The organism is Sphingobium sp. TomTYG46 (assembly GCF_055396345.1).
This window is the reverse complement of the sequence record NZ_AP027324.1, coordinates 1864695-1879623: the sequence shown is the minus strand read 5'-3', so window position 1 is coordinate 1879623 and position 14929 is coordinate 1864695. Positions and strand designations below refer to the sequence as shown.

Annotated in this window: 17 protein-coding genes; 8 read left to right on the top strand and 9 right to left on the bottom strand. The window is 62.9% G+C overall.

Annotation, left to right across the window (positions count from 1 at the left end):
* Window positions 1-18 precede the first annotated feature (18 nt).
* Window positions 19-528 (bottom strand): hypothetical protein, encoded by a 510-nt coding sequence (locus ACZ5YV_RS09500; RefSeq protein WP_464787405.1) that lies wholly within the window; start codon window positions 526-528, stop codon window positions 19-21.
* 214 nt (window positions 529-742) lie between these two features.
* Here ACZ5YV_RS09500 and prfB point away from each other — a divergent pair, with 214 nt between their 5' ends.
* From prfB to ACZ5YV_RS09485, 3 genes are all read left to right on the top strand, one after another.
* On the top strand, window positions 743-1870 hold the full coding sequence (prfB, locus tag ACZ5YV_RS09495; protein WP_196224571.1) for a peptide chain release factor 2: 1128 nt from the start codon (window positions 743-745) through the stop codon (window positions 1868-1870).
* Window positions 1870-2604: a class I SAM-dependent methyltransferase gene (locus ACZ5YV_RS09490; protein ID WP_464787404.1), complete on the top strand. Its 735-nt coding sequence runs from the start codon at window positions 1870-1872 to the stop codon at window positions 2602-2604. Before prfB ends, ACZ5YV_RS09490 begins: the two co-directional genes overlap by 1 nt.
* 101 nt (window positions 2605-2705) lie before the next feature.
* On the top strand, window positions 2706-3017 hold the full coding sequence (locus ACZ5YV_RS09485; protein WP_464787403.1) for a PilZ domain-containing protein: 312 nt from the start codon (window positions 2706-2708) through the stop codon (window positions 3015-3017).
* A 3-nt stretch (window positions 3018-3020) separates the two neighbouring features.
* On the opposite strand, the gene ACZ5YV_RS09480 is transcribed toward ACZ5YV_RS09485, so the two are convergent.
* From ACZ5YV_RS09480 to ACZ5YV_RS09470, 3 genes are read right to left on the bottom strand one after another with little or no spacing between them, the layout of a single operon-like run.
* The gene (locus tag ACZ5YV_RS09480) at window positions 3021-3176 is read right to left on the bottom strand and encodes a hypothetical protein (protein ID WP_449474146.1); all 156 of its coding nucleotides are present in this window, start codon (window positions 3174-3176) and stop codon (window positions 3021-3023) included.
* Between the two features lie 18 nt (window positions 3177-3194).
* Window positions 3195-3905 carry a hypothetical protein gene (locus ACZ5YV_RS09475; RefSeq protein ID WP_464787402.1) on the bottom strand — a complete coding sequence of 237 codons (711 nt, stop codon included), beginning with the start codon at window positions 3903-3905 and terminating at the stop codon, window positions 3195-3197.
* Window positions 3906-3908: 3 nt separating this feature from the next.
* A complete protein-coding gene (locus ACZ5YV_RS09470) occupies window positions 3909-5123 on the bottom strand; it encodes a toxic anion resistance protein (RefSeq protein ID WP_464787401.1) in 1215 nt (404 codons plus the stop codon).
* 191 nt (window positions 5124-5314) lie between these two features.
* On the opposite strand from ACZ5YV_RS09470, the gene typA reads away from it, so the two are divergent.
* Window positions 5315-7132, top strand: coding sequence for a translational GTPase TypA (gene typA / locus ACZ5YV_RS09465; protein ID WP_464787400.1), 1818 nt, complete (start codon window positions 5315-5317; stop codon window positions 7130-7132).
* 139 nt (window positions 7133-7271) lie between these two features.
* Window positions 7272-8324: a DUF1176 domain-containing protein gene (locus ACZ5YV_RS09460; RefSeq protein WP_464787399.1), complete on the top strand. Its 1053-nt coding sequence runs from the start codon at window positions 7272-7274 to the stop codon at window positions 8322-8324.
* Between the two features lie 27 nt (window positions 8325-8351).
* On the opposite strand, the gene ACZ5YV_RS09455 is transcribed toward ACZ5YV_RS09460, so the two are convergent.
* Genes ACZ5YV_RS09455 through gluQRS form a run of 3 tightly spaced genes read right to left on the bottom strand, consistent with a single transcriptional unit; the run spans window position 8352 to window position 10080 of the window.
* Window positions 8352-8921 (bottom strand): cob(I)yrinic acid a,c-diamide adenosyltransferase, encoded by a 570-nt coding sequence (locus ACZ5YV_RS09455; RefSeq protein WP_464787398.1) that lies wholly within the window; start codon window positions 8919-8921, stop codon window positions 8352-8354.
* A 7-nt stretch (window positions 8922-8928) separates the two neighbouring features.
* A complete protein-coding gene (locus ACZ5YV_RS09450) occupies window positions 8929-9162 on the bottom strand; it encodes a twin transmembrane helix small protein (protein WP_464771305.1) in 234 nt (77 codons plus the stop codon).
* Window positions 9163-9171: 9 nt separating this feature from the next.
* Window positions 9172-10080, bottom strand: coding sequence for a tRNA glutamyl-Q(34) synthetase GluQRS (gluQRS, locus tag ACZ5YV_RS09445; protein ID WP_464787397.1), 909 nt, complete (start codon window positions 10078-10080; stop codon window positions 9172-9174).
* A 96-nt stretch (window positions 10081-10176) separates the two neighbouring features.
* On the opposite strand from gluQRS, the gene ACZ5YV_RS09440 reads away from it, so the two are divergent.
* Entirely contained in the window at window positions 10177-10743 is a 567-nt protein-coding gene (locus tag ACZ5YV_RS09440) for an HNH endonuclease (RefSeq protein ID WP_464787396.1), read from the top strand.
* Window positions 10744-10757: 14 nt separating this feature from the next.
* Here the strand turns inward: ACZ5YV_RS09440 and ACZ5YV_RS09435 are convergent, their stop codons facing one another.
* Window positions 10758-11492, bottom strand: a complete 735-nt coding sequence (locus tag ACZ5YV_RS09435) for a Crp/Fnr family transcriptional regulator (protein ID WP_464789190.1) — start codon at window positions 11490-11492, stop codon at window positions 10758-10760.
* Window positions 11493-11704: 212 nt separating this feature from the next.
* Between ACZ5YV_RS09435 and murA the strand changes: the two genes are divergently transcribed.
* Entirely contained in the window at window positions 11705-12988 is a 1284-nt protein-coding gene (gene murA, locus ACZ5YV_RS09430; RefSeq protein ID WP_464787395.1) for a UDP-N-acetylglucosamine 1-carboxyvinyltransferase, read from the top strand.
* Window positions 12981-14504 carry a PAS domain-containing protein gene (locus tag ACZ5YV_RS09425; RefSeq protein ID WP_464787394.1) on the top strand — a complete coding sequence of 508 codons (1524 nt, stop codon included), beginning with the start codon at window positions 12981-12983 and terminating at the stop codon, window positions 14502-14504. Before murA ends, ACZ5YV_RS09425 begins: the two co-directional genes overlap by 8 nt.
* Here ACZ5YV_RS09425 and ACZ5YV_RS09420 read toward each other — a convergent pair.
* Window positions 14449-14886 (bottom strand): response regulator, encoded by a 438-nt coding sequence (locus ACZ5YV_RS09420; RefSeq protein ID WP_464787393.1) that lies wholly within the window; start codon window positions 14884-14886, stop codon window positions 14449-14451. The two genes, ACZ5YV_RS09425 and ACZ5YV_RS09420, sit on opposite strands and share 56 nt — an antisense overlap.
* Between the last annotated feature and the right edge of the window lie 43 nt (window positions 14887-14929).

The window sequence follows — 14929 nt, the reverse complement described above, 5'->3', positions numbered from 1 at the left end:
CCCGCCTTTGCTGGCCCATTATTGCGGCTTCGCGCGCAATCCGCCGGAGAAGCGCTTCATTAGAAATGCGAGGCCCCCGACATAGGCTGCTGCTGTCACGATGGCGATCGCCGCAGCGGCGAAATCGGCGTCCTTTTCAAAAATGATAGGGTTGCCGAGCGTCAGCAGCAGCATGAAGGCGTTGTTGACGATCAGGCTGGCCTGGCCGCGAATGAGTAGATAGATCGCGACGACCACGCCAGTCACCGCGATGGCCATTCCGGCCATGCCCAGAACCGTCGGCAGGCTGTGCAGCAGAAATGCCATGCCTAGTCCGCCAAGGGAACCGCACAGCGCGGGTGCGAACTCCGCAGGATTCATGCCTTTGATACCCGCCCAATAAAGCACGAAGATAAAACCGAAGAAAAGGAAGCTCGCCACGCCCAGGGCGGAGCCGATGGCGTAGAAAATGCCGATAATCGGTACGAGCGCGAGTATCACGAGAACGGCTTGCGCCGGTGCGGGATGGGTAGATTGTCGTTCAGCCAAGATGTCGTTCCTCTCCTTGCGCCTCTTTTGGGCGTGGCAGAGGGTGTATGGCATAGCGTCTGGAGGGACAAGGTTTGGCCTGGCCTGGGAGACTGCGCGGACATGGCTTGGAGGATTGAATCTTCCCAAATCCGCTGCCCTCGGATAGGGGCAGGCGTTTAGTGCGTTTCCTGCCCGATGCCGGGGAGCGCCCCGAATTGTCTGGAGAGTTCCCATGCGCGCCGAAGCGCAGCAATATATCGACCGTATCGACGCCGCGCTGGACCTGCTGCGCCGCTTCCTCGACTGGGACCGCGCGCTGCGCCGCCTCGACGAGTTGAACGCGCGCGTCGAGGACCCGACGCTGTGGGACAATCAGAAGATGGCGCAGGAAGTCATGCGCGAACGCACGCGGCTGGAAGCCGCGATCGGCGCGACCCGGGCTATCGATAGCGAAAAGACCGACACCGCCGAACTCATCGAAATGGCCGAGGCCGAAGGCGATGAGGACATGGTCAATGAAGGCGTCGCGTCCCTGAAGGCGCTGGCCGATCGCGCGGACGAGGACAAGATCAAGGCGCTGCTCGCGGGCGAAGCCGACGCCAGCGACACCTATCTGGAAATCCATGCGGGCGCGGGCGGCACGGAAAGCCAGGACTGGGCCGAAATGCTCAGCCGCATGTATCGCCGCTGGGCCGAACGGCGCGGCTACAAGGTCGAACTGGTCGACTATCAGGCCGGTGATCAGGCAGGCATCAAGTCCGCGACTTTCCTGTTCAAGGGCGAGAACGCCTATGGCTATGCCAAGACGGAGAGCGGCGTGCATCGGCTGGTGCGGATCAGCCCCTATGACAGCTCGGCGCGGCGGCACACCAGCTTCTCGTCCGTGTGGGTCTATCCGGTGATCGACGACAATATCGAGATCGAGGTCAATGAAGGCGACCTCAAGATCGACACCTATCGCGCGTCGGGCGCGGGCGGGCAGCACGTCAACACGACCGACTCCGCCGTTCGCATCACGCACATTCCGTCGGGCATCATCGTCGCGTCGCAGAATGACCGGTCGCAGCACAAGAACCGCGCGACGGCGATGAACATGCTGAAGGCGCGCCTCTATGAGGCCGAGTTGCAGAAGCGCGAGGCGGCGGCATCTGGCGAATATCAGGCGAAGACCGAGATCGGCTGGGGCCATCAAATTCGCTCCTATGTCCTCCAGCCCTATCAGCTGGTGAAGGACCTGCGCACCGGCGTTACCTCTACCTCTCCCGACGACGTGCTCGACGGCGCGCTCGACCCGTTCATGGCCGCCGCCCTGTCGCAGAAGGTGACGGGCGAGAAGGTCGATGTGGAGGATGTCGACTGATGATGCGGGGCGCGCTGGCGGGATCATTGTTCCTGCTGGCAGGCTGCGGCCTGTTGTCATCCGCCAAGCAGGATGACCGGCCCGCCGCCGCGCGCGATTTTCCGCGAGCCGACCGGCCGGTCGCGCCCATCGTTTCGACCCGCTGGTCCAGCGAAGAAGCGCGCGATCGCGTCAACGAAGCCGACGACATCATGGACCGCGCGGGCATCCGGCCGGGCATGACCGTCGCGGATATCGGCGCTGGCGAAGGCTATTATACCGTGCGCCTTGCAAACCGGGTGGGTGCCAAGGGTCGCGTGCTGGCCGAAGACATCATGCCCGAAGTGATCGAGGCCCTGTCCCGCCGCATCACGCGGGAGGATTGGCGCAATGTCAGCGTGCGGCTGGGCGCGCCGGAAGACCCCAAGCTGCCGGAAAACAGCTTCGACCGAATCCTCATGGTCCATATGTATCATGAGATTGCGGAACCCTATGCCTTTCTGTGGAACCTTAGCCCCGCGCTCAAGAAGGATGGCGAGTTGATCGTCGTCGATGCGGATCGCCCGACCGGGCAGCATGGCACGCCGCCCCGCCTGCTGATCTGTGAACTCGCATCGGTTGGTTTCCGGCTGGAGGAACTGGTGCCCAAGCCAACGGCGGGAGGCTATTTTGCCCGCTTTCGCAGAATCACGGCCCGGCCGTCCCCTCAAAGCATCGTGCCCTGTGCGATCAAAAGCACGGCTGATACAAATTAGCGGTTTTCCTAGGGGAAAAGGTAGCTAATGGCGAGTTAACCATGATTCTGTGGATGGCCTTGACCTTTTTGTGATTGAGTGGCCGGGGGGAGAAGCTCGGTATGATCGACCAAAGCAAATTCCTGACGGGCAATGCCGAACAGCGGCGGCACACTGCACGACACAAGATGTTCGGCCCTGTCACTCTATGCGTCGGCAATGCGGAGATGCGCGGTCATTTCCTCGACCTGTCCACATCGGGAGCGTTGGCGCACTGCGAAACGCCGCCTGCTGCGGGCAGTTATGTGGCGATAAAAGCGATTGGCGTGGAAACAAGCGGCCGGGTCATGTGGGCGCGGGGCAAGCGCTTCGGCATTCAGTTCAGCCAGCTCCTGGCCGATGAGGCGATCGACACCCTTATTCGCGGAAGTTGAGGTTCAGCCCCGCTTGCGCCATCTTCGGAACAGCGATGCGCTGACCAATCCGCCGCCCAGCAATGCGGCGATGACGCCGCCGGCGGACGCCAGCGCCCAGGCACCAGCGGCCAGCAGGCCGGTCAGAAAATCGACGATGATCAGCGTCAGGTGGATCATGACAGAAGGACCACTGGCCTAGCGGCCCAGTTCCTTTGCTTCCTGATATTTGAGTTCCAGGAAGCGATTCTGCACTGCCAGCTTGTCGATGTCCCCACTCGCCAAGGTCTCGCTGATCCGCGCAAGCTCGGTATCGATGACGTTCAAACCTTCGACCAGTTGCTGCTCCGGAATGCGGCCGTTGCGTTCCTGGCGGCGCAGTGGGACGGGAATGGATTCATAGCCAGTGACCAGTTCGGGCAGGTGATCAGACAGCAGCTTGCGGATTTCCTGCGCGGCGGGTTCCTGATCGGTGAGGCGTTCAAGCTGGGGCGCGAGCGTTTCCAGCTTGACGCCGATGCTGTCGGCCAGAGCAACGGCGGGGGCGGGCAATGCCTTGCGCTGATTGTCGAGCCAGATTTCGGTCTGGAGCGGCAGGGCGGAAATGGGGGCGGCTGCGAGCGCCTGCGTCCGGACGCGCGGTTCGGAGGGGATAAGGGCGATCAGCAGCAGCGCCGCGATGATCAGGCCCAGCACGATCATCACGCCGGTCGTGCCGAGCGGGATGAAGAAGCCCGCGACCATGCTGCCGATGAGGATGGCAAGCACTGACCAGAAGGCCCACTTCGCTTTCCGCATCAGCGCGGCGCCGCGCCTTTGCCGCGCCCGGGCCGACAGGCTCTGCCTACGGTCGCCGTGGCGCTGAAGGACAGCCTCGGCATCGGCAAGGACACGGTCGGACCTGCTCACGGCTTACGCCTCGATCGCGCTCAGCAGCGGATTGTCGGCGCGCGCCTGTTGCGCGGCCTGCGCCTGACCTTCGGCGCGGGCGATGTAGCCTTTCGATTTTTCGACCTCGTTCGTCAGGGTGTTGACCGTCGTCTTCATATTCTCCAGCGCCTTGGCCTTGAACGTGTCGATATTGTCCATCGTGTCGTAGATATTCTGGAAGGCGCGTTGCAGCGTCGCGATGGGGATCGTGCTGGACGCGGCCTGCTCATGAATCTGCGCGGTCTGGTTCTTCAGCATCTCGCCGGTCGAATCGATCATGTTCGCGGTGGTCGTGTTGAGCGCGGCGATCTGTTCGAGCACCAGCTTCTGGCCCGCCAGCGCCTGCGCCACGGTGACGGCGGTGCGCAGCGCGGCAACGGTGGTGGTGCTGGCGCGGTCGACGCCCTTCACCAGCTCGACATTGTTCTTCTTGACGAGGTCGAGCGCGAGATAGCCCTGCACGGTCACGGCCATCTGTGTCAGCAAATCCTGCGTGCGCTGGCGGATATAGAAGAGCGCGCTTTCCCGGATCGCCTTGGCCTTGGCCGGATCAGCGGAGTCGAGTTCCAGCGCCTTCGCCTCCAGCCGCGCGTCGAGCGTCCTGGAGATGTGGATCATCTGCTCCAGACGGCCCATGGTCGCCCACATATTCTGGCGCTCGACATCGATGGCGGCATTGTCCTTGATCAACACGTCCTTGCCGCTCGCTAGCGAGCCAAGGATCGAATTGATGTGGCCCTGCGCGCTTTTATAGCCGTCGAAATAGTCCCGCAGCTTGTTGCCGAAGGGGATGATGCCGAACAGCTTCTTGGGCGCGAGCAGGCTACCGCGCTTGCCCGGATCGAGATCCTCGACAGTGCGGCGCAACTCGGCAAGGTCCGCGCCCACCTTATCATCACTGTCCATCGCGCGGACGGGCCGGTCGAGGAAGCGATTGGAATGGCCCGCCGCTTCGGCGATTTCCTTGCGGCCCATATTGGTCAGCTGGTCCACCCGCTGCCCGAATTCGGGGGAATTGGCGTCCTGCGCGACAAGGTCGTCGATAAAGGCATCGACCTTCTCGTCCAGCTTTGTCCGCTTTTCCTCATCGATCGGAACGAGGCCCGACGCCTTTTCCGGCGCGACGGGCGGCACCGGATCGGGCGGCGTCAGGTTGAGCGTGTCGGCGGTCGCCGTGGTGGGCGCGGTGCTGGCCATAACGTCTCCTTCAAGCTGTTATATGTAACTATAACAGTGGCGCTTCAATGTGGAATATGGTCTTGCGTTCCGGCCGATGCAAATGCGGCCCTCGCCCTTGCCGCAACGCGTCATTTCCTGTAGGGGCGCGCGCGATACATCTGGTCAGGCGTGGTGCCGGCCGGGAAAACCAAAATCCCAAAGGCACATGCATGTCCCTGCGTAATATCGCGATCATCGCGCACGTCGACCATGGCAAGACAACCCTTGTCGATCAGCTTTTCCGCCAGTCCGGCACCTTCCGCGACAACCAGCGGGTCGAAGAACGGGCTATGGATTCGAACGACCTTGAAAAAGAGCGCGGCATCACCATTCTGGCGAAGCCGACCTCGGTCGAATGGAACGGCACTCGCATCAACATCGTCGACACCCCCGGCCACGCCGACTTCGGCGGCGAGGTGGAGCGCATCCTCTCCATGGTCGACGGCGTCATCCTGCTGGTCGACTCTTCCGAAGGCGCGATGCCGCAGACGAAGTTCGTGACCGGCAAGGCGCTGGCGCTGGGCCTGCGTCCCATCGTCGTCGTCAACAAGGTCGATCGTCCCGACGAGCGCATCCAGGAAGTGCTGGACGAGGTGTTCGACCTGTTCGTGACGCTCGAAGCCAATGACGAACAGCTCGACTTCCCCGTCCTCTACGCTTCGGGCCGCAACGGTTATGCCAGCGAAGACCCGCAGCGCCGCGAAGGCACGCTGGAGCCGCTGTTCCAGAAGATCGTCGACCATGTGCCGCCGCCGTCGCTGGAGCAGGCCGCGCCGTTCAGCTTCCTCGTGACGCTGCTCGACCGCGACAACTTCCTCGGCCGTATCCTTACTGGCCGCGTCCAGTCCGGCACGGTCAAGGTGAACCAGGCGATCCACGCGCTCGACATGGACGGCAAGGTCATCGAAACCGGCCGCGCGTCGAAGATCATGTCGTTCCAGGGCCTCGACCGCGTGCCGGTCGATGAAGCCAAGGCGGGTGACATCATCAGCCTCGCGGGCCTCACTGTCGCGACCGTCGCCAACACCATCTGCGACACCACGGTCAGCGAGCCGATCCAGGCGCAGCCGATCGATCCGCCGACCCTGTCGATGCGCTTTGCTGTCAACGATTCGCCGATGGCGGGCCGTGAAGGCAGCAAGGTGACGAGCCGCATGATCCGCGATCGCCTCGCTCGCGAAGCGGAATCGAACGTCGCGATCAAGGTGACGGAATCGGACGACAAGGACAGTTTCGAAGTCGCTGGCCGTGGTGAATTGCAGCTGGGCGTCCTTATCGAAACCATGCGCCGTGAAGGCTTCGAACTCGGCATCTCGCGTCCGCGCGTGCTGTTCGGCGAAGACGAGAACGGCAACAAGACCGAGCCTTATGAAACCGTCGTAATCGACGTGGATGATGAATTCTCCGGCACGGTCGTGGACAAGATGAACATCCGCAAGGCCGAGATGACCGACATGCGTCCCTCGGGCGGCGGCAAGACCCGCATCACCTTCTCGGCGCCTTCACGCGGCCTGATTGGCTATCATGGTGAATTCCTGTCCGACACGCGGGGCACCGGCATCATGAATCGCCTGTTCGAGAAATATGGCCCCCACAAGGGCAAGATCGAAGGTCGCAAGAACGGCGTTCTGATCTCGAACGGTGCGGGCGAAGCCAATGCCTATGCGCTGGGTCCGCTGGAAGAACGCGGCATCCTGTTCGTGGGCGTGGGCGAAGCGCTGTACGAAGGCATGGTGATCGGTGAGAATGCCAAGCCCGAAGACCTTGAAGTCAATCCGATGAAGTCGAAGGCGCTCACCAACTTCCGCGCCAGCGGCAAGGATGACGCCGTCCGCCTGACCCCGCCCAAGCGCATGACGCTGGAACAGGCGATCGCCTATATCGACGATGATGAAATGGTCGAAGTGACGCCCAAGAATATCCGCCTGCGCAAGCGCTATCTCGATCCGAACGAGCGCAAGCGCATGTCGCGCGCCAAGGCGGCTTGATCGAAGAGGCCGGTGTCGAGGGACACCGGCCTTTTTTCATTATGGGGTTCGGCCTGACACTGGCGGTTGGCCAAAGGTCGTCCTGACGGCACGAAGGAAGCTACTACCGTTCGCCTATGAATTAAGTTATAGTTAACCCATGGGGGACAAACGCTTAACCGCGCTGGCAGCGATGCTGTGCGCGTTCATCGCATCGGCGCCGCTTTCGGCTCAGACGCCTCGGCCCGGCACTTTGGAAACCTACAAGGACTGGACCATCGGTTGCGACAATCGCAGCCGATGCGAAGCTGTGTCCCTGTTGCCGGAAGGGGCCGACTGGCCGGACAAGCCGGTCATGCTGGGCATTCAACGGGATGCCGGTGGCGCGTCCGAACCGGAAATCTCGATAAGCCGCGACGCGCGGGGACAGGAAGAAGTCATTTTCCTGGTCGATGGCCGGAAAATCGCGACGGCCGCGAGCAGGGATGGGGAAGCCCGGTTGCAAGGACCGCAGGCGTCGGCGCTGGCCATTGCAATGGCACGGGGATCGAAGCTGGAGCTAAAGTCGGCTGGCACGCTGATCGCGCGCCCCTCGTTGGCCGGTGCTGCCGCCGCCATGCGCTATATGGATGCGAGGCAGGGGCGCGCGGGCACGATGGCGGCGCTGGTCGCCACAGGTCCATTGGCCGCCAGCGCCGTGCGTGCCGCGCCGCCGATGGTTACGATACGCCGGGCGCTCATCCCCGCAGGCGCCGCTCCGGTGACGCTGTGGCGCGAGGAACTGGCGGCGCTCGGCAAGTTCACCGCCTGCGCCGACGAGATGCGCGACGCATCCCCGCCGGAACTTTACCGCCTTTCCCGAACCGAGACGCTGGTGCTGGTCCCCTGCGGTGCGGGTGCCTATAATTTTTCCGCTGTTCCCGTGATCGCGACCGGCATTCCGGGACGGCGCAGCTTCCGCTACGCGTCTTTCGATTACCAACCGGGATGGAGCGAGAATGCAGCCAAGCCCATGCTGGTCAACGCATCCTGGACTCCCGAAAGTGCTTCGCTGGAAAGCTATGCCAAGGGCCGGGGCCTGGGCGATTGCGGCAGCAGCGAAAGCTATGTCTGGGACGGCGTCAGGTTCCGGCTGGTATCCGCAAGCGCCATGGGCGAATGCCGTGGCGCGTGGCATTGGATTACCACTTGGTCGGCTAAGGTCGTGCAATAAGGCTGCGGCGCCTTTGACCCACGCCCCTTAACGAGAGGCGCCGGGAACCCATTTGATATCGTCCGCCCCATTGCCATTCAGGCGACGGGCCAGGACGAAGAGCAGGTCGGACAGCCGATTGAGATAGGCGAGCGCCTGAGGGTTGAGCGCAACTTCCGTGGCCGCTGCCGTAGCGCTGCGTTCGGCCCGGCGCGTGACGGCGCGGGCGAGATGGACGGCGGCTGCGGCGGGCGACCCGCCGGGCAGGATGAAGCTGTCCAGCGGTTGCAGATCGGCGTTCATGGCGTCGATCTGGTCTTCCAGCCGCCTGACCTGCGTGGCGATGATACGCAACGCCCAGGGCTCATCCTGCCCCTCCGGCACTGGCGTCGCAAGGTCGGCGCCCAGATCGAACAGATCATTCTGGATCGTCGTCAGCCAGCCCGCTTCGGGCCGTTCGCCAATGGCAAGGATGGCAAGGCCGATCGCGCTGTTCGCTTCATCGACATCGCCCACCGCCTGCATGCGCGGCGCATGTTTGGGCAGGCGTGACCCGTCCACAAGGCCGGTCGTGCCCGCATCGCCCGTGCGGGTGTAGATCTTGTTCAGCTTCACCATCAGGGGATCAGCCGTTGCCCTTCATCAGCAGCAGGATCGCGACGATGATGATGGCCGCCGCCTGAAACAGGATGCGGTTCATCATCATCTTGTTCTGCTTGAGGCTGGAAGGGCTGGGCGTGCCGTCCGGCGCGTTGAGCTGCTCCTTCGTCGTCTGAAGAAAGGCGATGATGCCCCGGATCAACGCAAAGAGCGTAGCGGCCATGGCAAGGATGAGGGCGATGACGAGAACGGTGTTCATGCGGTGAATCTAGGCCCTGGCCAATGAAATGCCAACCGGAAAGCGCCCGCCGCGCAGATCGGCGGCGAGGGTGGCGGGATCGACGCCTTGCGTGCGCAGGTCCGCAAGGGCGATCGAGCCATCGCGCTTGGCAAGACGCTTGCCATCCGCGCCGACGAGCAGGGGATGGTGACAGTAAAGGGGTGTCGGCAGGCCGAGCAGCGCCTGAAGCAACCGATGTACATGCGTGGCGGCAAACAGGTCTTCCCCACGCAGCACATGGGTCACGCCCATCGCGGCATCATCTAGGGTGCAGGAAAGATGGTAGCTTGCGGGCGCATCCTTGCGGGCAAGGACCACATCCCCTGCGGCCTGGGGCCTCGCTTCTACCACCTGTTCGCAGAGGGGCAGCGCGGAGGTGAGGAGGGGAGCAGACGTCCAGTGCAGTTCCCCGGCGGCCGCAACCGCCTTCGCCATGTCTATCCGCCATGCATGGGGTTCGCCCGCCGCGATGCGCCGTTCGCGCTCGAACGGAGGCAATGCGCGGCAGGTGCCCGGATAAACAGGCCCCTCTGGCCCGTGCGGCGCGCTTGTGCTGGCCGCGATGTCGGCGCGGGTGCAAAAGCAGGGGTAGAGAAGGCCCATCTGCCGCAATCTTTCCAGCACGGTTTCATAATGATCGAGCCGATCGGACTGGAAGACGATCTCGCCATCCCACACCACCCCCAACCAGTTGAGGTCCTCCACTATGCCCGCGACATGCTCGGGGCGGCTGCGGGTGCCGTCGATATCCTCGATGCGGAGGTGAAACGAGCCCCCATTCGCGCGGGCAAAATCCATGGCCATCAGGGCGGACCAGCCATGGCCGATATGCAGCCTGCCGGTAGGGCTTGGAGCGAAGCGGGTTACCACATGCTGTGGCGGCGGCGATTGGATCATACAGGCCCTTGACGGGTCGGGGTGGTTAATGCTGTCATGTTGCCGTCACGTTCCTGATTGATCAGAAACGGGGCAAATGGGGGTTCGAGGGTTCTTATGTACCATCCCGACCTGATACGACATCCGGAAAACTGTCCGGCGCTGGTCCTGAACGCGGACTATACGCCGTTAAGCTATTATCCGCTCAGCCTTTGGCCCTGGCAAACCGCTATCAAGGCGGTTTTTTTGGAACGGGTGGACATCGTCGCCAGCTATGAGCGGGAGGTGCACAGCCCCAGCTTGCAGATGAAGATCCCGTCGGTGATCGCGCTCAAACAATATGTGAGGCCGTCGGAACATCCCGCCTTCACCCGGTTCAACCTGTTCCTGCGCGACCGTTTCACCTGCCAATATTGCGGGTCGCCCAGTGACCTGACCTTTGACCATGTCGTCCCCCGCCGCGCGGGTGGCCGGACAACGTGGGAGAATGTGGCCACGGCCTGCTCCCCCTGCAATCTGCGGAAGGGCGGGCGCACGCCGAAGGAAGCGGGCATGCGGCTGCACGTCCCGCCGATCCGGCCGACAAGCTGGCAGTTGCAGGAACATGGCCGCGCCTTTCCGCCCAACTATCTGCATGAAAGCTGGCGCGACTGGCTGTACTGGGATGTCGAACTGCTGGCCTGATATCCGCCAGCCTCTCAGCTGAGGCCGGGAATCCAGTCCAGATCCATATCCTTGTGGCGATTCGTGTAATGGCCAATCTCTTCCAGCCTCGCCATGTTCAGCAGGGTGATGCGGCCGTTCGCCCGGCTGATCAGCCCTTCCTGCTCCATCTGCCGCACCATGCGGTTCACATGGACGGACGTCAGCCCGATGGCGTCGCCAATCTCCTCCTGCGTCAGCTTCAGGTCAAAACTGTCGGTAACGCCGTCATCCGTGACGCGCAGCCGGTCGAAAATGTCGAGCAGGAACGAGGCTACGCGCGCCTTGGCCGATGTGCGGCCCAGCGATGCGAGCCGATCCGTCAGGGCGACCTTCTCTGCACTGGATAGCAGGAACAGCAGCGCTGCGACCCGGGGATATTCCTCCAGCAACCGGCGCAAGGCGTGCTTGTCGAACGGGCAGACAATGGCGTCGGACAGCGCGACGAGCGATTCGGGCGCCTTGTTGTAGATCGTGCTGGCGGAACCGATGAAATCGCCAGGGAAATAGACGCGCAGAATCTGGCGGCTGCCATCGGGCAGGATGACGAAACTCATCACTCGCCCTTCACGCAACACGAACAATTCGGTCACGGTATCATTGACGCGCTGGATCATCGCTCCGCGCCTTATCTTGCGCGGATTTTCCTCCAGTCTGGTCAGCGCGTTCCTCTCCTCGTCGGACAAGGGCACGTGCTTTGCGAGCCTGTCCGCGAAACAACCTGTCGCCACCCACAGCACCTTTAATAAATTTTGTCGTTACGGTGGCAAAACGCCCCTTTCGCCTTTTGGCTGCATTTGCGCGCCGCGCACTAAACTCGATCAATTTCGGCGACCCGAAAGTGTAAATGTTTCGCGAGCGTATCCCGGGAAGCACGGTAGCGTTAACCGCAATGATCGCTCGCGCCTTGCGCCAGACGCAATTAGCGTTAAGAACCCAGTCGATGGACCGCATTCAAATACGCGGCGGCAAAAAGCTCAGCGGCCGCCTTCCCATCTCCGGCGCCAAGAACGCTGCGTTGACCCTGTTGCCTTGCGCGCTGCTCACGGATGAGCCGGTCACGTTGCGCAACCTGCCGCGCCTGGCGGACGTCGACAGCTTCGGTCACCTGCTGAACCAGCTAGGCGTGTCCACCATGATCGAAGGCGCGCGGCCGGAGGATTTCGGCCGCGTCATGACGCTGCGCGCTGGCCGGGTCACCTCGACCGAAGCGCCCTACGACATCGTACGCAAGATGCGGGCCTCCATCCTGGTGCTTGGCCCCTTGCTCGCCCGGGCGGGTGAAGCGCGGGTTTCGCTGCCCGGCGGCTGCGCCATCGGCAATCGGCCGATTGATCTGCACCTGAAGGCGCTGGAGGCGTTCGGTGCGGTGATAGAGATCACTGCGGGCTATGTGCGCGCCTCTGCTCCCGATGGCGGGCTGCCCGGCGGCATCTACACATTCCCCGTGGTGTCCGTGGGCGCGACGGAAAATGCCCTGATGGCCGCCGTTCTCGCAAAGGGCACCTGCATTCTGGAAAATGCCGCGCGCGAGCCGGAGATTGTCGATCTCTGTAAATTGCTCATCGCGATGGGCGCGGACATCGAGGGTGTTGGCACCGACAAGCTGATCATCCACGGCCGCGACCGTCTGCATGGCGCAACCTACAGCGTCATGCCCGACCGGATCGAAGCAGGCAGCTACGCATGTGCGGCGGCGATCACTGGCGGCTCGCTTGAGCTGGCGGGCGCCTGCGCCGACGACATGCACGCTATTCTCGCCGCCCTTCGCGACGCGGGTGTGCAGGTCGATGAGCTGAAGGACGGAATCAGGGTGTCGGCGGACGGCAAGCTGAAGCCGCTGACATTGTCCACCGCGCCCTTCCCGGCATTCCCGACGGATATGCAGGCGCAGTTCATGGCCATGCTGACCAAGGCCGACGGTGCATCCGTGCTGACCGAAACCATCTTCGAAAACCGATACATGCACGTGCCCGAACTGGCGCGCATGGGCGCGGACATCGGGGTCAATGGTCGCACCGCCGTCGTGCGGGGCGTCGACCGTCTGGTGGGCGCGCCGGTGATGGCGACCGACCTGCGCGCGTCGATGAGCCTTATCCTCGCCGGGCTTGCCGCCGAAGGGGAGACGCAGGTCAACCGCGTCTACCATCTTGACCGGGGCTATGAGCGGCTGGAGGAAAAATTGTCGGCCGTGGGCGCGGACATTGAACGGGTCAGCGATGGCTGACGGCAGGGGGCTGGAGACGGATCGCGCGGCCGTTCTGGCGCGCTACGATCTGGATGCCGGCGGCTTTCGCACGCTGGACCAGATAACCGAATTCGCCTCCGCGCTTTGCGAAGCGCCGATCGCTCTGGTCAGCATTGTCGAGGACGAACGCCAGCGCTTCCTGGCTCGCAGCGGGCTGGATGCGGAAGAAACGCCGCGTGACCTGTCCTTCTGCGCGCATGCCATGCAGGATGGAGCGATCTTCGTCGTGCGCGACGCCAGCGCCGATCCACGCTTTGCCACCAATGCTCTGGTGACCGGCCCGCCGCATATCCGTTTCTATGCCGGGGCGCCCTTGCTCAATGGCGAAGGCGTGCCGCTCGGCGCCCTGTGCATCATCGATGATAAGCCGCGCGATGATCTTACATCGCTTCAGCGCCAGGGCCTCTCCCTCCTCGCGCGCCAGGTGATGATGGAACTGGAGGGCCGCCGTCGCGATCAGGATATCATTGCCCAACAGGTCAAGGATGCCGAGGCGGTGGCGGAAAGCGACAGGCTTTTCCGCACATTGGCCGACACCATGCCGCAAATGGTCTGGTCCACGCTGCCCGATGGCTATCATGACTATTACAACGCGCGCTGGTATGAATATACCGGCGTGGCCGAACATTCGACGGATGGCGACGGCTGGAACGGCAACTTTCACCCGGACGACCGCGAACGCGCATGGCAGTGCTGGCGCCATTCGCTGAAAACCGGCGATCCGTATGAGATAGAATATCGGTTGCTCCATCACAGCGGCGAATATCGTTGGACGCTGGGCCGCGCCCTGCCCATCCGCGACGATGAAGGCAGGATCACCCGGTGGATCGGCACCTGCACGGAAATTCACGAGCAGAAGCTGATGATGGAAGAGCGCGAGATCATCGCGCATGAACTGTCGCACCGGATCAAGAATATCTTTTCGGTGATCGCGGGGCTGATCGGGCTATCGGCGCGTCAGAATCCGGCGATCCGCGTAGTGGCGGATGATCTGCGCGACCGGATCATGGCGTTGGGTCGCGCGCATGACTTCATCCGTCCGCATAGTGCGGAGGGCGACGAATATCTGCGGCAGAGCCGCTTGCGCGGCATATTGGAGCAAATTTTCGCGCCCTATGGGGATGCGGGGGAAAGCCGCATCGTGTTTTCCGGCGAAGATCCCGCGATAGATGACCGCTCGGCCACGCCGCTCGCGCTGCTTTTCCATGAGCTGGCGACCAATGCGGCCAAATATGGGGCGCTTTCCGTGCCTTCGGGGCGTGTCCATATCGACGTGCGGCACGAGGACGCGGACATCTGCATCGAATGGCGGGAAGAAGGCGGGCCACCAGTGAAGCAGTCGAGCCATGAAGGCTTCGGCAGCCGCCTCATGGCGCTAAGTGCCGAGCGGCAACTGGGCGGAAGGATGCAGCGCGACTGGCGACCCGAAGGGCTGGTGATCAGCCTGTGGATTCCATCCCGTTCCATGAGCCGGGGCGTGGCTGAAATGGCGTGAAGCCGTAAATATCGGCCGTCTCCAAATCCCTTTGTTCAGACGCTGCGAGGCGAAGCGTTTCGGCAATGCTGTGCGGGCGAAACGGCTTGGTTATGACCCCCAGCGCGGCTTCGGCCGCGACACCGATCTGCGCGGGATTGGCGGTCACGTAGATGACCCGGACGCCATATCGGGCGGCAAGCTCCATGCCGATGCCCGGCCCGGTAGGCCCGTCGCGCAGGTTCAGATCCACCAAAGCGATATCGCAGTCATTAGCGGCCATAAGGGCGCTTTCACGGTCGGCGGCAATGGCGCTGACCGCGAAACCCGCGTCCTCCACGATCTGCTCGATCTCCAGTGCGACGAAAATTTCGTCTTCGACGATTAGAACCTTCTTATTCATGCCTCTGCCCGCGAAACTGGAGCCGATAATGTCCAGTTCGCCA